The 22,260-nt window shown below is 73.0% G+C and carries 6 protein-coding genes and 2 pseudogenes; 5 read left to right on the plus strand and 3 right to left on the minus strand.

Annotated elements, in window-relative coordinates; genetic code table 11:
- Nucleotides 1–109: 109 nt before the first annotated feature.
- Nucleotides 110–1,282: an ATP-grasp domain-containing protein gene (locus ABZ354_RS11315; RefSeq protein ID WP_358655357.1), complete on the plus strand. Its 1,173-nt coding sequence runs from the start codon at nucleotides 110–112 to the stop codon at nucleotides 1,280–1,282.
- Nucleotides 1,279–2,514, plus strand: coding sequence for an MFS transporter (locus ABZ354_RS11320; RefSeq protein ID WP_358655359.1), 1,236 nt, complete (start codon nucleotides 1,279–1,281; stop codon nucleotides 2,512–2,514). The genes ABZ354_RS11315 and ABZ354_RS11320 overlap by 4 nt, the downstream gene beginning before the upstream one ends.
- Before the next feature lie 170 nt (nucleotides 2,515–2,684).
- On the opposite strand, the gene ABZ354_RS11325 is transcribed toward ABZ354_RS11320, so the two are convergent.
- The 3 genes from ABZ354_RS11325 to ABZ354_RS11335 form a co-directional block, all read right to left on the minus strand.
- Nucleotides 2,685–4,286 (minus strand): condensation domain-containing protein, encoded by a 1,602-nt coding sequence (locus tag ABZ354_RS11325; RefSeq protein WP_358655361.1) that lies wholly within the window; start codon nucleotides 4,284–4,286, stop codon nucleotides 2,685–2,687.
- The gene (locus tag ABZ354_RS11330; RefSeq protein WP_358655363.1) at nucleotides 4,283–18,325 is read right to left on the minus strand and encodes an amino acid adenylation domain-containing protein; all 14,043 of its coding nucleotides are present in this window, start codon (nucleotides 18,323–18,325) and stop codon (nucleotides 4,283–4,285) included. The genes ABZ354_RS11325 and ABZ354_RS11330 overlap by 4 nt, the downstream gene beginning before the upstream one ends.
- 206 nt (nucleotides 18,326–18,531) lie before the next feature.
- Nucleotides 18,532–19,947, minus strand: coding sequence for an MFS transporter (locus tag ABZ354_RS11335; RefSeq protein WP_358655365.1), 1,416 nt, complete (start codon nucleotides 19,945–19,947; stop codon nucleotides 18,532–18,534).
- 564 nt (nucleotides 19,948–20,511) lie between these two features.
- Between ABZ354_RS11335 and ABZ354_RS11340 the strand changes: the two are divergent.
- From ABZ354_RS11340 to ABZ354_RS11350, 3 genes and pseudogenes are all read left to right on the plus strand, one after another.
- Nucleotides 20,512–20,688 (plus strand): annotated as a pseudogene (locus tag ABZ354_RS11340) (MaoC/PaaZ C-terminal domain-containing protein); the annotation flags it as partial.
- A gap of 339 nt (nucleotides 20,689–21,027) precedes the next feature.
- Nucleotides 21,028–21,783, plus strand: a complete 756-nt coding sequence (locus ABZ354_RS11345; protein ID WP_358655407.1) for a hypothetical protein — start codon at nucleotides 21,028–21,030, stop codon at nucleotides 21,781–21,783.
- Between the two features lie 215 nt (nucleotides 21,784–21,998).
- Nucleotides 21,999–22,256: pseudogene (locus ABZ354_RS11350) on the plus strand (gas vesicle protein); the annotation flags it as partial.
- Nucleotides 22,257–22,260 lie beyond the last annotated feature (4 nt).

Consider the following 22,260-nt stretch of genomic DNA (forward strand, 5'->3'; position numbering starts at 1 on the left):
TGTGAGACAGGGAGAACCGGTGGAAGACTACATCCTCGTTGTCGGCGCAGACGTAACGCTGAGGGAGCGAAGTCTCGCGGGAGCGCTCCGCGCCGCATCGGGTAAGCCGGTGTACTCGGTATCGAAGCACAAGGAGTCACCTGGCCTGCGGTACTTCGACGGCAGCATTTTCTCGGACATCGCGGACCACGAGACGATCATCGCCGAGACGGAGAAGCTCGCTCGGGCGACCGGCCGCAGGCCCTGCGCCGTCGTCCCCACGAATGACTTCACCGTGACCTCCTCGGCGCTGGTGGCGGAACACTACGGCCTGCCCCGCAACTCGCCGCGCACCGTGGAGCTGTGCCGCGACAAGCTGGCGATGAAGGAAGCGTTCGCCGAGGCGGGCATACCGATCCCCAGGTTCCACGGGTTCACCACGTACGACGAGCTCATGGCCGGCGTCGACGAGTTCACGTTCCCCGTCGTCATCAAGCCGCGCCACATGGCGGGCAGCCTCGGCGTCATCAAGGTGGACAGCAAGGAGGAGCTGGCCGACGCCTACGCCAGAAGCGTGGCTGATGTGCTCTCCATCGACGGGCAGGCGAACTCTCCCGAGGACGTCTTCCAGGTCGAGGAGTACATCGACTACGAGTACGAGGTGAGCGTCGAGATCGCCCACTTCCAGGGTGAGCGGATCGTTCTCGGAATCACGGACAAGCAGCTCGGGCCGGAGCCCTACTTCGTCGAGACCGGCCATGTGGTGCCGTCCGTGCTGAGCACGAACACCTCCCTCGTCGAATGGGCCCTCAAGTCGTGCGAGGTGCTCGGCATCGAGTACGGCGTCGCACACTTCGAGGCCCGGGTCAACACGGCCGGAGACATCAAGGTCATCGAGGTCGCCGCCCGCACCGGCGGCGACGCGATCATGGATCTGATCGAGGACGTCTACGGGGTGAACCCCTACGAGATGCACGTCCTCTCCTACCTCGGAAAGCATCCCGAGCGTAAGGAGTTCACCCCGCGGGGCGTCGCCGCCGTCGCCTTCCTCAAGGCCGCCAACGGGACGGTCACCGAAGTCCGGAAGAACGCCGAGGTGCTGAAGGCTCCGGACATCAAGTTCTACGCCATCACGGCGGGCCCCGGTACCCGGGTGAAGCCGCTCACCTCATGGCTGGAGCGCCAGGGGTTCGTCCGCTTCTACTGGCCCGACAAGTCGGTCGCGTACGGTTCGGCGCCCAGCGACGAAAACCTCGTCCGGGCCCGTGAGATCGCGGCCGACATCTTCGTGGTGGAGGAGTGAGATCCGCTCGGCTCACCTTCAACTACTTCATGATCTCACGCGCCCTGGGCGCGTTGTGTGATCAGTTCCTGCTCTTCGCGGTACCGCTCGCCGTGCTGCACGAGACCCACTCGGCCAGTTACGCGGCCGTATCCTTCGTGATCGAATGGATACCCCGGGTCATCGGATTCCCCCTGATCGGTTCCGTCATCGACGGGCTGCCGCTCAAGTGGGTGTTCCTCGCGCTGGACGTGGCCCGCGTGGTCCTCCTCGTCATAGCGGCGGCCCTCGTCGGTCCGTTCGGCGCGTTCAGCACGCTCCCGGCTTTCATGGCATGCATGTCCGTCTGCTATGTCGTGAACTTCCTGGGAATAGAGGCGACCATTCCCAACAACCTGCCCGAGCAGGACTTCCCGCGTGCCCACTCCCTGGTCCAGGGAGTGGAGCAGGCGTCGCAGGTGGTGGGCCCGGTGCTGGCGGTCCTCATCTACAACACGGGCAGCATCGAGTACGTGCTCATCGCGTGCGCCGTGCTCTTCGCCCTGTCCGCGGTCAACATCGGGCTGCTGTCCCTCCAGGACTCGTCCGCCGCGAACTCCGCCTCCCTCGCCCGTGTGATATCGACCAACAAAACGGCGTTCAGGATCCTTCTGAAGCGACGGGAAATCCTGTATCTCAGCGGGATGACCTGGGTGGTCAATTTCGTCTACGGCACGGCGCTCGCCATCAGTGCGGCGATGGTCGTCCAGCACTTCGACAGAGGCTCCTCAAGCCTCGGCGGAATGCAGTCGGTGGCCGCGGTCGTGGCTGTTTCCCTGTTCGCGGCGATCCCGCATCTCGTCCGCCGGGCAGGAATCCCGTTCGTCGGAAAGCTCTCGCTGGCCGTGATGATCGCCTGCGGATTCCTGCTCGGATTCTCGCCGAACTTCCTTGTGTACGCCGCCGCCTACTCTCTTCTCATAGCATTCGACGGCGGATTCAACGTATACGTGAGAACGATGCGGAGCACGGTCCTGCCGAAGGAACACCTGGGCAAGATCATGGGCATCATCGGCGCACTCAACCTGCTGTCGATACCGGTGAGCGGAGCACTGGTCTCCGTACTGGCGGGTCATGTCTCGCTGCCGGGAATCGTTCGGATATCCGCCACGATATCCGTCACCCTCTGCGCCGCGGTTCTCCTCTACGGCAAGTTCGGGCTCGGCTACCGAGCATGGTTCCCCCAAGTGCGCACGGCCACGGCCGACACCTGACGGAACCGACACACCAGGAAGGCCGGACCCCCAGGGGCCCGGCCTTCCTGTACTCCGCCCGCGCACTCGGGGCGGGCATGCGGCGCAGCAACCCGCCGCGCCGTCCGGCGGTCAGCAGCGGCGGGTCCCCATCGCCCGGGCCTCGCCCACCGCCCCGTACTGCTTGACCGCTACCCGGCTCCGCCGGTTCCGCCCGGCTGCCCGAGGCCCGCGTCCCCCGCCGGATGATGCCCGGCGTACTCCCGCAGCAGCGCCTCGTACGCGCCCGCCCAGCGTTCGGCCGAGGCCGGACCGATGCGTTCGACGGCGTACAGCAGCGTCATGTGGATGCCGTCGGCGTCGGGGGTGAGGATCAGGCACACGTCGCCCACGGCGCCCTCGACGCTCACATCGCTGATCCGTGCGGTCAGGCCCGGAACGTCGAGCACCGGGGGGCCCTGGCTCTCCATGACGACGACGGCCTGGGGGAAGGGCGGCGCGTCCGGCGGGTCCTGGCCGGCCCGGTCGGCGAGCACCAGGTCGAGCGGGTACTCCTGGTGATCCGCCGCCGCGAAGAAGGTCTGCGCGGCGGCCCGGACGGCGCCGGGCACCCCCGCGTCGGCAGTGTCCACGGAGCCCAGCCGCAGCGCCACATTGCCCGTGAACAGGCCGACCAGCGGCTCGAACTCCCGTCGGGTACGCCCTGCGATGTTGCACGCGACCACCACCTCGCGCTGCCCGGTCAACCGGCACAGCAGAGTGCCGTAGGCGCTCAGCAGCACCGTGAAGACAGTGGTGCCCACCGACCCGGCGAGAGCCCCGAGCCCGTCGGCCAGGGCGCGGTCGAGCCGGAGGTCGACCCGCCCGCCTGCGCCTGTGGGCCGCTCCGGCGACGGATGGTCGTAGGGCAGGTCCAGCACCATCGGCGCGCCTGCCAGGGCCTGCCGCCAGTAGCTGCGCAGGCGTTCCAGGCGGGGACCGGACAGATCGCGGCGGACCTGTCGGGCGGCGTCGGCGTACGACGTGGCCAGCGGTACGAGCCCGGCCTCGGCGTCGGTGGGCGGCCGCGGCCCGGGCACCCGCTGAGCGGCGGCGTACAACGCGCCGAGGTCGCTCAGCAGGACGTCGAGCCCCCAGCCGTCGACGACGATGTGGTGCACCACCAGCACCAGGGTCCAGGACTGCTCCCCGGTCCGGGCCAGCGCGGCGCGCAGCAGGGGAGCGGCGGAGAGGTCGAACGGTGTCGCGGCGTGCTCCCGCAGCCACTGCTCCACGCGCGGCACCGGCTCGTGGGGCCCGGTGCCGCGCAGGTCGGTGATGTCGAGCCGGAACGGCGGCAGGGACATGACCTCCTGCACCAGCTCGTCGCCGGCCGCGCCGAGCCGGGTGCGCAGGGCGGGCTGGCGGCGCAGCAGCGCGGTCAGCGCACGCTGCAGCGCGGTCACGTCGAGAAGTCCGGCCAGGTCGATGCGGTGGGCGACGTTGAAGACGGCCGGGTCGGCGTGCCGCACCACCTTGTCGTACATCCGCCGCTGGACGGGCAGGGTGGGCCCGCTGGATTCCGGCTGCCGGCCGGGAGGCTCCGCGCGGAGGTGGCGCAGCAGTTCCGCCTTGTGCCGGCGCATCAGGTCCAGCAGGTCGTCCGTGACGGCGTCGCGGGGTGCGTCGTAGTGCAGTGTGTCGCCGTCGGCCCGGACCCGGACGTCCAGGACGCTGAGCCGGGCGAGGAGGCCGGACAGCGTGGACGGGACGGCGCTCGCCGCCTCCTCGTTGGCCGTCCCGGTGCCGGTCACAAGCTCCCCCGGACACGTCCGTCGGCCGGCGCGGTGGCCTCGTCCGGCTCGCGCGGCAGGAGGGCAGCCACGCCGCGGATGGTCGGTGCGCGGAAGAAGTCCAGCAGGGTCACCTCGTGGCCGAAGTCCGCGTGGATCCGGTTGAGCAGCCGTGTCGCGTTCAGCGAGTGCCCGCCGAGTTCGAAGAACGAACGGTCGGCGGCGATCCGCTCCAGGCCCAGCTCGGCCGCCCACAGCTCGTGCAGCCGCTGCTCCGTTCCGGCCGAGGGCGCGACGCCGCCGGCCCCCCGGTTCAGGTCCGGCCGGGGCAGCGCCGCATGGTCCACCTTGCCGCTGGCATTGAGCGGCAGCGCGTCCGCGAAGACCCAGATGCGCGGCACCAGGTAATCGGGCAGCCAGCGGGCCAGAGCGCCGGTGATCCTCTCCCGCGCCGCCGGTTCGGACCCGGTGTCGGGCACCCCGTCGGCCAGCACCGCGTAGCCGGTCAGGCCGGTCCGCTCACCGTCCGCGCCGTGCGCGACGACCGCCGTCTGACGCACCCACGGCAGCCGGCGCAACACCGTGTGCTCGACCTCGCCCGGTTCGACGCGGTGGCCGCGGATCTTCACCTGCCGGTCGGCCCGGCCCAGGAACTCCAGCCGGCCGTCCGCACGCCACCGCACCAGGTCACCGGTGCGGTACAGCCGGCCTCCGGACGGCGCTCCGCAGCCCTCGGGCGCCGTGACGTACCGGTCCCGGTTTTCCTCGGGCCGCGCCACATAGCCCGCCGACACCTGAGCCCCGCCCAGGTACAGCTCGCCCCGCGCCCCCACCGGCACCGGGCGTCCCCGACCGTCGAGCACCAGCGCCCACGTACCGGGCACCGGCCGGCCGATCGGCGGCGCCCCGGTGTCACCGGTGCGCTCAGGCACGTCCGTCCACGTGGAGACGATGGTGTTCTCGGTCGGGCCGTAGACGTTGACCAGCCGGAACGGCGCGCCCTCGGGCGCCCACCGGCGCAGCCGGTCCCCGCCTGTGACAAGCAGGCGCAGCGCGGCTTCGGCGGGCCAGTCCAGAGCGAGCAGCAGTTCGGCCAGCGGGGTAGTGAAGAAGGAGCTGGTGACGCGCTGTTCAACCAGCCAGTCCCGCAGTGCCTCGGGGGCCGTTCGCACCGCCCCGGGCACCGGATGGACGCTCGCCCCGGCTGCCAGGTGCGCCCACAACTCCAGGGCGGACGCGTCGAATCCGGGACTCGACATCCACGAGGCACGGTCCTCGGGACCGGTGCCGAACTCGCGGTGGTGCCAGTCGACGACGTTCGCCAGACCGCCGTGACGCAGCACGACACCCTTGGGACGGCCGGTCGAGCCCGAGGTGTACAGCAGGCACACGGTGTCGTCCGGCCCGGGCCGGTGGTCCTGGAACGGCACGACGCCCGCGGGCCGTCCGCCGGCGGGTCCGTCCTCGGCGCCGTCGGCGTCACCGCCGTCGAGGGGCAGCACCGGCACAGTCAGCCCCGGCAGGTCCGGGAGATCCCGCCCCCGGTCGCCGTCCGCGCCGTCCCCGCCCGTGGTCAGCAGGACCGCGGCACCGCTCTCCCGGACCATGTACGCCAGCCGTTCGGCAGGCTGCGCCGGGTCGAGCGGCAGGTACGCCGCGCCCGCGCGCAGCACCGCGAGCAGTGCGACGGCCGCCATGGGGCCGCGCGGCAGCAGGACCGCGGCGACGCGGCCCGCTCCGCAGTCCGCCGCCCGCAGCCGACCGGCCAGGACCGCCGAACGCTCTGCCAGTTCCCCGTAGGTGAGACGCACTCCGTCCTGCGCCACGGCGAGCGCGTCCGGCGCCGAGGCTGCGGCCCGCAGCACCCGCAGGTGCACCGGCTCACCGGGCTCGACGCCCCGGTGCGCTCCGGTGTGGGGGGCGGAGGTCTGCGCGGTCGCCAGCAGGGCGCGGTCCTGCTCGGTGAGCGGGAGTTCCGGGAGCGGACGGTCCGGATTCTCGACGCCCGCACCGAGCACGTGCGCGAAGTAGTCCAGGAAGCGCCGCGCGGTGACCTCCTCGAACAGGTCGGTGCTGTACTCCAGCCGGCAGCGCAGGCCGTCGTGGAGATCGGTCAGGAACAAGGTGAGATCGAACGGCGCCTTCTGCGTCGGCACGTCCAGCGCGGTCGCGGACACCCCGGGCAGGGTCAGGGCGAGCGGTTCCTGCGTCTCGTACTCGATGCACACCTGGACGATCGGGGACCTACCGGCGTCCCGCTCCGGGTTGAGTTCCCGCACCAGCACCTCGAACGGCAGGTCCTGGTGCTCGTACGCTTCGAAAGCGGTGGTACGGGTGCGGCGCAACGCCTCGGTGAAGGTGGGGGCACCGCCGAGATCGGTGCGCAGCGCGAGGGTGTTGACGAAGAATCCGACCAGGTCCTCGGTGCCGGACGGGCGGTCGGCGACCGGTGTGCCGACCACGAGGTCGTCCTGTCCGGTCAACCGTTGCACCGTCGCGTAGAACGCGGTGAGCAGCACCATGAACGGCGTCGCGCGCTCGCTTCGGGCCAGTTCCCGCACCCGCTTGGTGAGACCGGCGTCCAGCCCTGCGTGCACCGAGCCGCCGCGGCCGGAGGGCACCGGGGGTCGGGGCCGGTCGGCCGGCAGGTGCAGGTATTCCGGTGCGCCGGCGAGTTGTTCGCGCCAGTGGGCCAGGGCCCTCCTGCCCGCCTCGCTGTCCACCGCCCTCCGCCGGCGCTCGGCATACCCCCGGATGCCGTCGCCCGGCTGCGGCAGCGGGTTCGGGCGGCCCTCGACGGCTGCCGCGTATCCGGCCGAGAGATCACGGGCCAGTACCTCGGCGGAGACGCTGTCGAAGACGATGTGATGAGCGGCCAGGACCAGCGCGTGCCGGTCCGGTCCGAAACGCAGCAGCCGGGTGCGCAGCAGCGGGCCGCTCGCCAGGTCGAACGGGCGGGCGTTCTCCTCGGCGGTGACCCGACGCACCACCTCCTCCACGTCCTGCCCGCCGACGTCCGCCGGTTCGGGCACGTCGTACGGGGCGTCGGGCACGAACTGCCGCGGGCCGTCGGCGGTGTCGCGGAAGACGGACCGCAACGCGGGGTGCCGGGCAACCGCCCAGGTCAGAGCGGTGCGCAGCGCCGTCGTGTCGAGAAGGCCGTCCAGCCGGACCGCGACGCACTCGTTGTAGGTGGTGCTGCCCGGGTGCAGGCGGTCGAGGAACCACAGGCGCTGCTGGGCGAGGGTGAGCGGGACACCGGCCGCCGGCCCGGCGTGCTGCGCGGGCCCGGTTCCCCCCGCGGTGTCGTGCGCCGTCCCGGACCGGCCGTCGGGCGTCTGGTAGCGGCGGCGCAGCGCGTCCAGGTACGGCAGCCCGGCATGAGCCTGCTCGGGGGTGACGCCGAAGTCGACGAAGCAGGCGATCTCGTCCGCGCCCGCCGCGCGCAGCGCGTCCACGACCGGCACGACGCTGTCGACCGTGCCGATGAGGGCACGGTCGGCGCAGTACCGCTCGTACGCCTTGGTCAACAGGAAGTCGAGGTCCTCCGCCGGTGTCCGGGCGACGTCGATCTGCAGCCCGAGGCTGTTGGACACCTGCCCGAACAGGGCAAGCGAGGACCGCATGTACCGGTTGAAGGCGGGGAGCGCCTCGGCCCGTACGCGCTCCAGGTCGTCGCCGAGGTAGCTGTGCAGCAGGACCACCACCCGCCCGGCGGCCGGGTCGAGTCCGGCGGCCTCCCGCTCCCTGCGGTACAGGGCGATGTGCTCCGCCAGGTCGGACACCGACTGGGTCATCAGGTTGGTGATCACGCCCAGGTCGTGCCGTGCGGCCCGCCGGTAGCTCTCCGGGTTGCCGACGATCGCGGTGTAGAAGGGCGGCATCGACTGCACCGGACGCGGGTGGAGCCGTACCCCGATCTCGTCTCCGTGGCCGTTGCGGCTGCGCACCTCGTCACCGCGCCACAGCCGGCGCACCGTCTCCAGGTGCTCGTACATCAGGTCCTTGTGCCGGCCGTAGGCCTCGGGTTGCAGCACGAAGTCGTTGGCGTGCCAGCCGCTCGCGCAGCCGATGCCGACCCGCCCGCCGGAGAGGTTGTCCACCACCGACCACTCCTCCGCGACCCGCACCGGATGGTGCAGGGGCAGCACGGCGCAGCCGGCGTTGATGCGGATGCGGCTGGTCTCACGGGCGAGTGCCGCGCCGAGCACGGAGGGGTTGGGGAATACCCCGCCGAAGGAGTGGAAGTGCCTCTCGGGCAGCCACACCGCGTGGAATCCGTGCCGGTCGGCGAAGCGGGCCGCGTCCAGGACGATGGCGTACTTGTCCGGTCCACCGGCCCCGACGGGTGTGCCGTCGGTGCCGGTGTCGTCGCGCGGGTAGTCGCCGAAGAAGTACAGGCTGAAGTCGGTCGTGCCGGTCGTGGTGGTCGTCGCGGTCGTGCCCGGCGCGGAGGGGGCCGAGACCGGTGCCACGACGGGTACCGGTTGCGTCGGCGGCGTCGGCGGCGGTGTCGGCGGTGCGGAGGGTGTGTGGTCCGGCGCCGGGCCGGCCGGGACCTCGCGGGCGGGTTCGTACGCGGGAACCGGCCGGGGTCCGCCCGGCGGCACGAGGAAACCGCCGCGGCGCATGTCGTGGAGGGCGTGGCGCACGGCGTGCTCGACCAGCGCCACGTCCTCCTCGGTGTGCGCGGTGGACAGGAAGAAGTTCCGCCACTCCCACACGTACACGCCGCGCAGCAGCAGGTGGTGGAAGAACAGCTCCAGGTTCCCGCGGTACTCGAAGCGGAACAGCGAGCCGAAGCGGGCGATGCGGACCGGGAACTCCTCCTCTTCGAAGAACCGGTTGAGCCGGTCGACGAGCCCCGCGGTGGTGGCGTTGAGAGCTTCCTGGAGGCCGGGACCGCACGCCTTGAGACGGTTCAGCACCGCCTCGGCGGCGGCCATCGCCACCGGATGCTGGATGTACGTGCCGCCGAAGAAGGTGGTGTCGCGCGGCGGGACACTGTCGTCGCCGTAACTCCAGAAGCCGCCGTCGATGCCGTCCATGATGTCGGCCCGGCCGGCGATCGCGCCGATCGGGTAACCGCCGCCGATGCACTTGCCGTACGTCGCGAGGTCGGGAGTGACGCCGAACACGCCCTGCGCCCCCCGCTGATGGGGCCGGAAGCCCGTCAGCATCTCGTCGAAGAGCAGCACCGAGCCGTGCCGCCGGGTCACCTCGCGCAGCCGGTGCAGGAACTGCTTCGGCTGCAGACCCGGGTGGCGGCTCTGCACCGGCTCCACGAGCACCGCGGCGACCTGTCCGCCGAGCTCCTCGAGGGCCTGGAGTGCGCTGTCCGCGCCGTACTCCAGTACCACCAGATCGGCCACCGCGGCCGCCGGGATGCCGGACGACACCGGGACGGTGTGGGAGCGGCCGTCGGCGGTGACGGCGCGCCCGAGGACGTTGTCGGCGTGCCCGTGGTACGAGCCCTGGAAGGCCACCACCGTGCTGCGGCCCGTGGCGGCGCGCGCCAGCCTGATCGCGGCGGAGTTCGCTTCCGTACCGGAGTTGGCGAACGCGACACGCTCGAAACCGGTCAGCTCCGCGAGGAGTTCGGCGGCCCGCCCGGTCTCCTCGCTGCGCGGCCCGAGCCGCAGTCCGCCGGAGAGGTAGCGCCGCACCGCGTCGTTCACGAACGCCGGCTCGTGGCCGAAGAGCAGCACACCGAAGCCCATCGTGATGTCGACGTAGCGGTTGCCGTCCACGTCCTCCAGACGGGAGCCCCGCGCCGTGCGCGCCGCGAGCGGGTACAGCATTTCCTTCGTGGCACTGCGGAACCCGACGACCGCCCGGCTGTCCGCCAGCACTCTGCGGTGCCGCTGGGCGATCGCCTTGGAGGTGGCGGTGCGCTCGGTCAGACGCCGTGTCAGGTCGTCCAGATGAGCCCGCTGTGCCGCGGTGAGCGCACCGGCCGCCATGCCGGAGGACCGCGCGAGGGCGACCCGTGGGCCGTGCGAGGCGGGCGCCCGGGTGTCCGCCGGGGGCCGGGGGTCGGAGTGCGGGGTGACGTTCGGTGCGGCCGGTGATGTCGCCCGCGGTGCCGGGGCGGCCCCTTGGGACGGGGGAGCGCCCCGGTCGTCCGCGGTGGGCGCCGGGACTGTGCCCAGTGCCGTCAGCTGCTGCTGCATCAGCTGGGAGAAGCCGTTCATCATGTCGAGCTGACGGTGCACGACGCTGGCCAGGTCGGAGTGCCCGGCCGTGCCGGCGGGCACGGAGCCCGCACCCGGGACCGGTGGAGAAGCCGGGACCGGTGGAGCGGTTGGCGCAGGGGGAGGCGGCGGCAGGGGCGAAGAGTGCGGTTCCGTCGAGAGGGCCGGGGCCGGAGAGGGGGCCGGCAGCGGGACCGGCGGAACGCTCGAGGTCGTCGAGGGGGAGGAGTCCGGCGTGGTCGAGGGCGCCGGTACGGGCGTCGCCGCGGCGGCCCGCAGCCCGGCCGCCCGGTCCGGGTCCATCCGTTCGGTGATCAGTGCGGCCAGCCGCTCCGGGCTGTCGGCCTCCTCGAACAGCTCGCGCATCGCGATGCGCACCCCGAAGGCGGTCTCCAGCCGGCGGATCAAGTTGATCAGCAGCAGGGAGTCGGCACCGAGGTCGAAGAACGCCACCCCCGGCGCGACCTCCTCGACGGGCAGCGCGAGGTGGTCCGCTGCCAGCTCCCGTACCTGCGCCAGCACGGCCCCGGCGGTCGAGGCCGTCTCCGCCCGGACCGTGGACGTTGCGGGGGCCGAGTCGTCGGTCGTCATCGAGGGAGCTCCATCGGAGGCTGCGGGGACTGGGGCGGGGACGGACGCCACCGCCGGGGCGTCGATCCAGTACGACGTGCTCTGGAAGGGATAGGTGGGCAGGGGGATGTGGCCGCCCGGGTCGTCGGGCAGGGCGAGCCCGCGCCACTCGGGGCCGAGCCCGCGGCCGTACAGCTCGCCGAGGGCGTGGAGCAGGCCGGCGGGACCGGCGGCGCCACGCGGCTGGGCGGCGATGTGATGCGCGCCGGGCAGCACGCGCCGGCCGATGCCGGTGAGCGTGGCGTCCGGGCCGATCTCCAGTAGCGTTCCGGCGCCGTGCGTGGCGCACCGGTCGAGGACCGCGGCGTAGTCGGCGCGTTCCCGGGTCTGCCGAACGAAATACTCCGTGTCCGGGACGTGCCCGGCGGGCAGTACGGTGCCGTCGAGGCCACTGATCACCGGAATGCCGAGGGGCATGGTGCGGACCCCGGCCACGTGGCCGCGGAACTCCTCGAGCATCGGCTCCACCAGCCGGCAGTGGAACGCCCGGTCGCCCGGCAGTATGCGCACCTGGTGCCCGGCCGCCTCCAGCCGCCGCACCGCCTCGGAGACTTCCCGTGGGTCCCCGCCGATCACGTGGTTGCCGGGGCCGTTGGTCACGGCGATTTCCACTCCGGGGAGTTCGCCGAGCGTCTCGTCCAGCGCCGAGCGGTCGGCCAGCACGGCGGCCATCGAGCCCGGCGCGCAACGCCGGCGCATCAGGCGGCCGCGCACGGCGGTGAGGTGCAGGCCGTCCTCGAGCGACAGGGCCCCGGCGGCCGTGAACGCCGCGTACTCGCCGACACTGTGGCCCGCGATCAGCTCCGGACGCACACCGAGCGTGTCCCAGAGCCGGATCAGGGCGGTCTCGAACGCGAACAGCGCGGGCTGCACCAGATCCGTGGGCCAGGTGGCGCCCCGTCCGGTGCGGTCGTCGAGCAGCGGCGCGAGGAGCGAGCCGCCCCAGGTGTCCCGGTAGTACTGCTCGCACTCGTCCAGGACGGCGCGGAACACCGGGAAACGCGTGGCGGGCTCCCGTGCCATGCCGGGTCGCTGGGTGCCCTGTCCGGCGCAGAGGAAGACCAGCGGGCCGACAGGTTCGCGCGGCACCGTGCCGTACACCCAGCGGTTCCGGCGAGGGCCGCGGGCATCTCGGCCGGCGGGTGCCGCGCCGGTTGTGGCGGCCGCCGACCCGCCGTCCGGGGGCGGTCCGGCGTGAGAAGCGAGAAAGTCGCCGAGGGCGTCGGCCAGTTCGGCGGAAGAACCGCCGACGACGGCCAGACGGTGTTCGTGGTGGGCGCGGCGCAACGCGGCCGTGGCGACCACATCGGCGGGCCGTGGCGCGTCCGCGCCGCTCAGCCGGTCCCGGTAGGCGGCGGCCAGGTCGGCCAGCGCCCGCGGAGTGCGGGCGGACAGCGGCAGCAGCACCGGGCCGGCCGCGCCCGGTGCCGGGACGGGGCGCCTCACGGGCTCGGGCGCTTCCTCGACGACCACGTGCGCGTTGGTGCCGCCCACGCCGAGCGCGCTGACCCCGGCCCGGCGCGGCGACGTCCCGTCCCGCTCCCAGGGGCGTCCGGCCGCGGACAGCACGAACGGGCTGCCGTTCAGCGGCAGCGCCGGGTTGGGGCGGGTGAAGCCGGCCAGCGGCGGGATACGGCGGTGCCGCAGCGCCAGCACCGTCTTGATGAGCCCGGCTAGTCCGGCAGCCGAGTCCAGATGTCCGATGACCGGTTTCGCGGACCCCAGCGCGCAGTACGCCGTCCGGTCGGTGCTCTCCCGGAACGCCTCCGTCAGCGCCTGGAACTCGATCGGGTCGCCGACCTCGGTGCCCGTGCCGTGCGCCTCCACGTACTGGACGCTGTCCGCGCCCACCCCGGCGGTCCGCAGGGCCTGGGCGATCGCGCGGCGCTGGCCCGTGACGCCGGGTGCGGTGAACCCGGCCTTGTCCGCCCCGTCGTTGTTGACGGCCGTGCCGAGCAGGACCGCGTGGACGGTGTCACCGTCGGCGAGGGCACGGTCGAGGCGTTTGAGGAGGACGGCGGCGACGCCGTTGCCGCCGACGGTGCCGTCCGCGGCGGCGTCGAAGGCCCGGCAGGCGCCGGTGCGGGACAGGACGGAACCCGGCACATGGCGGTATCCCGCACGCTGCGGCACGTGCACCGCGGCGGCGCAGGCGAGCGCCAGGTCCGCGTCGCCGCTCAGCAGCGACTGCACGGCCAGGTGCACGGCGACCAGGGCGCTGGAGCAGGCGGTCTGCACCCCGACCGCCGGGCCGTGCAGACCGAGCCGGTGTGCGACGCGGCCGGCGGCGAAGTCGGGCTGGTTGCCGATGGCCAACTGCAGCGCGGTCACCGGGTCGGTGAGGTCCTGGGAGGGTGCGAGATTGTTCAGCAGATACGTCTGCAGGGCGTGCAGGTTCATTCCGGTGGTGGCGAAGACACCGACCCGGCTGTCCGGCAGCGGACGCGCGTAACCGCCGTCCTCCAGGGCCCGGTGGCAGATTTCCAGCAGCAGCCGCTGCTGCGGATCGATCGTCGCGGCCTCCCGGGCGCTGATCCCGAAGAAGCCGGCGTCGAACAGGTCCGCACCCTCCAGGGCCCCGCCGACCGGGACGTGGTCCGGTCGGCCCCGTTCCGCCTCGTCCACCCCCGCCGCGGCCAGTTCCTCCGCGGTGAAGGTGCGCAGCGCCGAGCGGCCGGAGTCGATGAGGTGCCAGTACGCGTCCAGGTCTGCCGCGCCGGGGAAGCGGCCGGCCATGCCGATGACGGCGATCCGCCGGTCGCCGGACCGCCCGGCGTTCCCGGCCGGGGACGCGTCCGCCGCGGGGCGGTCGTGCGGGACGGCCCCGGCGGCGTCCTCCCGGGCCAAGTGGTCCACCAGCTCCACGGCCGTCGGGTAGCGGAAGAGCAGGGCGCGCGGCACGGCGCGGCCCAGGCCCCGCTCGATCGCGCCGTGCGCCCGCATCAGCTGGAGCGAGCCGAGACCGCTCTCGTGGAACGGCCGGCGCTCGTCCACCTCGGTTCCCGCCGCGTCCGTGAGCGCCGTGAGCACCAGCTGCCGCAATCCGGCCCGGTCCCGCCCCGCGCGGGCCGTGACGGCGCCGGGCGCCCCGTGCTGCGCGAAGGGCGGCGGGTCGGCGGGTGGTGGGGCCCCCGCGTCCAGCGGGCGACCCGCGTCTGCCGGGCCGCTCGCCTCCGTGTCACGCGTGTTCGCCGCGCCACCGGCGTCACCCGGGGCGGCACCGGCGTCACCAACGTAGGCCGGGGCGGCACCGGCGGCAGCGGTGTCACCGGCGTCGCCCGGGGCGGCACCGGCCGCATCGGCGGCACGGACCACCACGGGGACCGTGTCCCCCCGCGCGTCTCGCAGCACCGGCAGGGCGTCGACCGCGCTCACGGAGTCCACCACGACCCGCTCCAGGGCCGCCGGGCGGGCAGGTCTGACCAGGCCGCGCAGCGCGGGCGCGGTGTCGTCGAGACCGGCGAACCAGTTCCCCGGCGGCTGGGCCAGCACCACCCGCGCCAGGTCACGCCCCTCGGCCGGAGACAGCGCCATCAGGCCGCGGCGGCGTGTCAGCTCCTCGTACGGGTTGTCACGGTTGACGCCGGTCCCGTTCCACAGGCCCCAGACGACGCAGTGGCCCGACACCCCCTGCGAGGCCAACTGGTCCCGGTAGGCCTCCAGGAAGCGGTTCCCGGCGATGTACGAGGCCGACTCGGCGGCGGGAGTGACGGTCAGCAGCGAGGAGAACGACACGAAATGCGCTCCCGGCCGACGCCGCACCAGCTCGGCCAGGCGCACCGCCCCAGCGGTCTTCGCGGCCAGCCCTGACCACCAGGTCTCCGGGCTTTCGTCCGCCAGCAGCCGTGGCACGAAGACGCCCGCAAGGTGCAGTACCGCGTCCAGCGGCCGGCCCCAGTCGTGCTCGGCCTCCTCCACGGCCGCCGCCAGGGCCGCGCGGTCGGCGACATCGGCAACGCCGTGGCGGACGTCGCCCAGCGCGGCGAGCTGCCGCAGCGCGCGGGCCGCGCCGGACCCGTCCTCGGGAGGGGTCCGGCCCAGGACCAGCACCCGCAGCCGGAAGCGGCGCAGCAGGCCGGACAGCACCTCTCGGCCCACCCCGCCCAGACCACCGGTGACGACGACGCACGAGCCGTGGGTGAACAACGGTGAGGACGGCCCGTCCTCACCCGCCGCGGCGGGCCGCACCTTCACCAGCCGCCGCCGGTACGCCCGGCCGGACCTCAGCGCCACCTCCACGCCCCCCGGACCGCCACCGTCCGCCACCGGGTCCGCGGGCCCCCGGGACAACCCTGCCGGCGCGGGACGGCCGGCGCGCCCGAGCACGGCGGTGCACAACGCGTCCGCGTCCGCCTCCGGACCGGCGCCCGGCAGGTCGACGTGGCGGATGCCGGCTCCCGGCCACTCCAGTGCCAGACACTGCGCCACGGCGGCGGTGAGCGCCCCGGCGCTCCCGGCCGGCGGCTCCTGACCGGTCACCCGGTGGACGCCCCGACTCACCGTCACCACGCGCAGCGCGGCACCGCCGCCCGCCCGGTGCGCCCGCACGGCGGTGACCAGCCCGGTGCCCGCCGCGTCGAACAACGCCCTGAGCCGGCCGTCCGGCAGGTCGTCCGGCACCGGTGCGGAGTAGCCCGCGAGATACAGCAGCCCGGCCGGCGTCCTGCCCGCCGCGGTGAGGTCGGCCCACAGGGCGTCCCAGTGGCCGCGGTCGGCGGGGTCGAGTACGTACCGTCCGGGGCCCTCGCGCTCGTACCGCTGTCCCGAACGGACCACGACGGACGGTGCGAAGGGCCCGCCGGTGCCGCCGAGCCGGTCGGCGAGTCCCAGGGTGTCCGAGACGACGACCGTGGCAGCGGGGTCGAGCGGCGGCAGCGCGCCGTCCTGTCCCGCGGTGGTCGCGAGCGGTTCCCACACGGCCCGGTGGAGGGCGTCCGGAACTGTCCGGGCGTTGCCGTCCGTGACGTCCAGCGCGTGCAGGATGTCGTCGAAGGCGCCGTCCAGGAACCGGGCGCGCAGCGCGGTGCGCTGGATCTTGCCGCTGGTGGTCCGGGGGAACGCGGCGGCGGTGACGGGGACCACCCGCCAGGCGGGGAGGCCGAAGCGGTGGGTGATCCCGGAGCGGACACGGCGCACGGTCGCGGCGAGGTCGCCGTCCATCCGGAGGCCGGCACCTGCCGCGGTCTGTGGACCGGGCGCGTCGCCGTCGTCCCGCGGGACGAAGAACACCACGAGCCGCTCGCTGCCCGAGCCGGGCTCCGGCACCCCGCACGCGGCGACCGAACCCGGTGTCACGCCTTCCAGGGACCCGGCGACGTCCTCCAGTTCATGGCAGAAGTAGTGGGTGCCGTTGATGACGACGACCTCTTTGCGGCGGCCGGTGATCACCAGCGCACCGTCCCGCAGATAGGCCAGGTCACCGGTGTCGAACCAGCCGTCACCGCGGAACGCCTCCGCGTTGGCCTGCGGGTTGCCCAGGTAACCGGGCGTCACCCGGGCCGAGGAGACCTGGAGCCGTCCGATGCGTCCCTCGGGCAGCACCCGGTCGGATTCGTCGCAGATCCGGAACCGGGCGCCGGGCGCCGGGCGGCCCATGCTCAGGAACGTGGTCCGCTCCGCTCCGGGCGTGTCCTCGCCGACCCACTCGAGGTCCCCGGTCAGCGACGCCTTGCGGACGTGCTGCACGGCTCCCGGCGCGGTGAACGGCTGGTAGCAGATCGCGGTGCAGGTCTCCGCCATGCCCCAGGCGGACATCAGAGCCCGGGGGGCCAGACCGTAGGGGGCGGTGGCGGCCAGGAACTGGCTCATCACCGGCAGCGTGCACTGCTCGCCCGCGTTGATCAGCGAGCGCACCGCCGACAGGTCCCAGCTACGCCCGGGTGATCGCCGCAGGGCCTCGGTCACCATCCGGTAGCCGAAGTTGGGCGACCAGGAGTGCGCCGCGCGGTAGCGGTCGAGCAGGTCGAGCCAGAGCAGCGGATCCGCCACGACCAGCTCGGTGGGCACGTGCACCGCGGGGGAACCGAGCACGGTGTCCCGCAGGTGGAACATGACGAGACCGGCGACATGGTCAAGGGGCAGCCAGTTGAGGGTGGTGTCACCGGGTGCGCAGCCCTGCTCGCGCGTGCCGGCCGTGTACTCCAGCACTCCGCGGTGGGTGATCCGGATCGCTTTGGACCGGCCGGTGCTGCCGGAACTCAGTTGCAGCAGCGCCGGCTCGGCCGGATCCACGGGGGGCAGGTCCATGACAGCCGGGGACTGCTCCAGAAGCGCCGCATCCAGCACCCGCACACCGGCCATGGAATACCGGCCCGCCATCGCCCGGACGCCGTCGACCGCCGCGCCGGCGGCCAGTACGGCGGGCCGCTCCAGCGTCTCCCAGGCGTGGAAGACCTTGTCGGGTCCGGGGCCGGGCGCGGTGTGGTCCGGGGGGCAGGCCACCGTCACCGGCAGGACACCGCCGAGCAGACAGCCCCACAGGGCCGGGAAGTACGCGTCGAGGGAGGGCAGTTGCAGCAGCACGCGGTCACCGGCCCGGAGTCCCGCCGCGTGCAGCCCGCCGAGGATCCGCCGGGCACGGGCGAGCAGGTCCGGATAGCTCAGGAACACGGTGCGGTCGGCCGCCGTCACCAGGTGCAGCCCGGCCTCGGGCTGCCCGGCCGCGGCCCGGAGCAGCGCCTCCGGCAGGTCGCGCGGCGCATCGGGGTCCGGCACCAGCGCGGGGCCGGCGCTCAGGGCCGGTGGCCGGGCGGGACCGGCGGGTGTCTGACGGGAGGGCCCGTCGGCCGGGGCATCCGCACGCCCGGGAGCGGTGTCCGCCGGGGACGGCGAGACGGGCGGCTCCGGGTCGAGGCCGGCCAGGTGGAGCCGGCCCGGCGTACGGACGACGGGGGCGAAGGTCACCTCGGCGCGGATACCGGCGGCCTCGCACTGACGTCGGTACTCCGCGAGATGGTGCTCCGAGAGCACCGGCACCGCGTCCAGGCCCGCCGTGTCCACCGTGCCGTCGTCCCGCCGGGGAACGTCGTCGACCAGTACGGGAATCAGCGGGATGCCCGCGTCCAGGGCCACCGCGGCGACCCTGCGCCTGAGCCGCGCGGGGTCGGTGCCGGGCGCGGGGACGATGAACGCGGCCGACGGCAGTGTGGCGCCCAGCGGCACGACCGCACAGTCGAGCACGTCCCGCAGGTCGCGCAGCCCGTCCGCGAGACGGAGCGGCGAGTGGTCGGTGGCCATGGTTGCCTTCCTGACGAGAGTGGTCTGTTCGGGCGCCGTGGTGCGGCGTGCCAACGGGCGCGCGCCGTCCTTCTCGAGCGGTGCCGGCACGTGCGGCGTGTGCGTGCCGCCGTCCTACGGGGACCGGCCCCGTGCGACCGGCGAGTTGACACGCGAAGACCGGGCGGCGGGACGCCGGCCGGGTCGCGGTCGACCCGCCGGAGCGATCAGTCGACATCCACGGGAGCCGCCGCATCGTCACGGGCCGGCCGGGAGGTGTCCTCCGCCGGACGGCGGCCGGCCGGCACGGGGCCCGGTCTCCGGACGTCGGGCCGTCCTTCGCCGGTCAGCCCGGGGACGGTGACCAGCAGGACCAGCAGGCCGAGAGCCAGGAGGATGGCGGTGCCGTGAGCCAGCGTCACCACGGTCAACGGTGCGAAGTGGTCCAGCAGGGAGGCGCATCCCAGCGTGCCCACCCCGAGGGCCGCGGTCTCCGCCATGGACGCCAGGCCAAGGACCCGCTCGCGCTGCCCACCGGGCAGTGCCTGGAGACGGGAGTTGTAGACGATCTCGGTGAAGCCGTCGGCCATCCCCGCGCCGATCGCCACCGCGAGGAACGTGGGCAGGGGCAGACCGGCGAAGGCGAGGATGAAGAACCCGGACATCAGACAGGTGCCGACGGCGAACGCCCGCTCACCCCCCGAGCCCCCCTCCTTCTCCCGCGACCCGGCCCAGCGGGCGACCGTGGGCACCCGGGACACGAGCTGGTGTGCGAGCAGACAGCCCACGGCCCACACCGCGTAGAAGCGGCCGACGAATGCCGCGGCGCCGTCCGGGTCCAGCCCGGCGGCGTAGACCGGCAGGCCCACCTGGTGGGAGGCGGAACCCATGTTGTCCACGGCGCGCACCGCCACCAGGCAGACCACGACCGGTGCAAGGCGCACGGCTGCCCGGGCCGGGGAGCCCCGCAGCCGCCGCAACCTGCCCGCTCCGGTCCGGCGGGCGCCCCGGCCCGTCTCTTCGTCGGCGGGGGTGCCTTCCGCCGCCGTGCGCCGCGCCGCATCCCTGCCCCCGGCCCGGCGCGGCAGCAGCGCATAGGCGACGGCGGAGAACAGGAAGCTCGCCGCGTCCACCAGGAACGCGGAGGTGTACCCGGCCGCGGCGACCACCACACCGGCCGAGGCGAAGCCCAGCACCATCGCCACCGAACGCCCGGTCACCAGCTGACCGTTGGCCTTGATCCGCAGGTCCTGCCCGACGATGTCGGGAACACTGCTGCGCAACGCCACACCGGAAAGCGTGCCGCACCAGCCCATGACAGCAGCGAGCCCGTAGAGCACCGCGGTGCGTCCGCCGTCCGGCAGCAGGGCGAACCCGAGAAGGGACAGCGCCTGCACGAGGTCGCAGCCGGCCATCACGTACCGCCGGTCGACATGTGCGACGACCCGTGAGGCGGTGTAGCCCGCGAGGAAGGCGAAGCCGATGCGGATGATCAGGAAGATCCCGACGGAGAGCGCGTTGCCGGTGATCTGCAGCACGAAGAGGTTGAGCGCGACGAGGTTCAGATAGGAGCCGTAGGCCGAAACGGCGTTGCCCGCCACCAGTTGGGGGAAGCGACGCCCCACCTGCCCCGCCGATGCCATGTGGTCCCCTCACCGGATCCCGTGCGTCCAGCCCGCCTGAACGCAGAGTGGATCGTTGGCCCCAACTGTGAGTGTGATGATATGAGCACGTGCTGTGGTTCTCGCAAGAGAACCTACGGGCCCGACCTGGCGGGATCACTTCCGCATCACCCTCAACAGGCCCGTGAATCGGACAGGTTGATAGGTTCGGTACAACCCGGCGACATGGATGATCACGACCGGGGAGTGGAACGTCACCGGTGCGAGCAGCCCGCCGGACGCTGCGGAACGTCAAAACCTTCGTCGGAGAGCTCTCCGGGTTCGACCCGTCGACCGCCCCGGACACCCCCGCCCGGTGACCCGACACGCAGGCACGTCGCGGATCCGGCGCACCCCGGACCCGGTCCCGTACGAAGCGGGGGCCGCCGCCGTCACCGGCCGGCGCGGTCGGCGGGCGACGTGCCCGGGGCGTCCTGCGCAGCCACCCCATGCTGATCGTCCTCGGCATCGGCGCCTGCACCATCGGCCCGTCCGCGACCTACTTCAAGCCGACGTTCGCCCTGTCCTGGGCCACCAGCTCACTCGGTGCCCCTGACCGCGCACGGTATCCCGGAGAACCTCGCCCCCGGCGGACGCGACCTCGGGCACTCGGGCTGGACAGAGGTCACCCAGGAGCTCATCGACACCTACGCCTGCGCCTCCGGGGACCACCAGTGGATTCACACCGACATGGCGCGCGCCGCGGACGGCACATACGGGCCCACCTTCGCCCACATCCCTGAGCCGTCCGGGTGTCGGGTGCTGGGAGCGGATCGCCCGGGCCGAAGCCCTCCGCATTTCCCTGCGCGGCTCGCGCAGCACGACGACCGCCATGTGGCCGCCATCGGCCCAGTCCGTCACAGCCGCATCCCGGACCGTGGCAAAGAAGGGGCACGGCGGCCGGGAGACCGGCACGGGCCTCTTCGTCATGCCGCGCCCGGCTCTCAGAGGCGTCGGGCGCCGCATCCGGTGCCGTCGGGCGTCGATGTCCACGGTCTTCCGCTCCATCGCCGGAGCCGAGCACAGGAGGCGGCCCACCACGGTCCCGGACACACTGAGGACATGGGTGACTGGTGGCAGCGCAACATCCTCGAACCGGGCAAACTGCCCCTGCTCCTTGCCCTGACCGCCTTCGTGATCACCTTTGTGGTCACCCGCGTCATCACCCGCCTCATCCGCGCGGGCAAGGGGCCGTTCCGCAACGTCGAGACCGGCTCCGTCCACATCCACCATGTCGTCCCCGGGATCATCCTCACGGTGATCGGCGGCTTCTGCGCGGTCGCGGGCGGTGAGCGCGGCTTCGGCTCGGCCGCCGCCGCCGTGATCTTCGGAATGGGCGCGGGTCTGGTCATGGACGAGTTCGCGCTGATCCTGCACCTGGACGACGTCTACTGGACCGAGGACGGTCGCAAGAGCGTCGAGGTGGTCGTGCTCACCGCCGCGCTGGCCGGGCTGCTTCTGCTCGGCTTCGCGCCTTTCGGGGTCAATGGCCTCAATGACGACGAGATGCAGAACCGCGGGACGGCGCTGAGCACGATTGCCGGGAACTTCGTGCTTGCGCTGACCGCCCTTTTCAAGGGCAAGGCCCGTACGGCGCTTTTCGGAGTGATCATTCCCTTCGTGGCTCTGTTCGGCGCCGTCAGGCTGGCCCGCCCCGCGTCTCCCTGGGCGAAGCGCTTCTACCGGCGGCGCCCGCGTGCCCGCGCCAAGTCCCAACTGCGTGCTTACCACCATGACCGGCGCTGGCTGGGTCCGAGCCGCAAGTTCCAGGACTGGATCGGCGGCGCGCCCGAGGCCCGGGCCCTGGAGCGCCGCTGACGCATCACCCCGCACCGTCGCGCAGCAGCACCCGGGGTGGTGTGTGTTGCGCGTATGGGTGTGCTGGGGGTGCGGTGTGTCCTGGTTTGGGGAGACTGGTGTGTATGGGAGAGCAAGGTGGTGTGGGTGTGGGTGGTGGGTCGAGGGTGTCTGGGAAGGGCTCGTCGTCCGGGGGTGGGGGGAAGGGTTCGTCGCCGGGCGGGGGGTCGGGGGTGGGGCCGGGGGGTGCGGCGCGTGCTGCGTGTCAGTGTCTGGCAGCGCTGATCAGTCACCCGGCCGAGGGTGTGTCCGCGGTCCGGCGTTCCGATAACGACGACGGTGGCTGGTGCGTCGTCGTGGATGTGTGTGAGGTACCCCGTATCCCGGACACCACAAGTCTCCTCGCTTCGTACGAGGTACGCCTCGACAGTGCCTGTGAGCTTGTGGAATACACCCGGGTCCGTCGTTACCGGCGTGGTGCTTCCGACGAGTGATCCG

Source organism: Streptomyces sp. NPDC005925, assembly GCF_040638805.1.
Classification (GTDB): Bacteria; Actinomycetota; Actinomycetes; order Streptomycetales; family Streptomycetaceae; genus Streptomyces.

Bases quoted from the DNA above. Each gene is read 5' to 3' on its own strand.
- ABZ354_RS11330 (WP_358655363.1), bottom strand. From the start codon at position 18,325: ATGGCCACCGACCACTCGCCGCTCCGTCTCGCGGACGGGCTGCGCGAC.
- ABZ354_RS11335 (WP_358655365.1), bottom strand. From the start codon at position 19,947: ATGGCATCGGCGGGGCAGGTGGGGCGTCGCTTCCCCCAACTGGTGGCG.
- ABZ354_RS11345 (WP_358655407.1), top strand. From the start codon at position 21,028: ATGGGTGACTGGTGGCAGCGCAACATCCTCGAACCGGGCAAACTGCCC.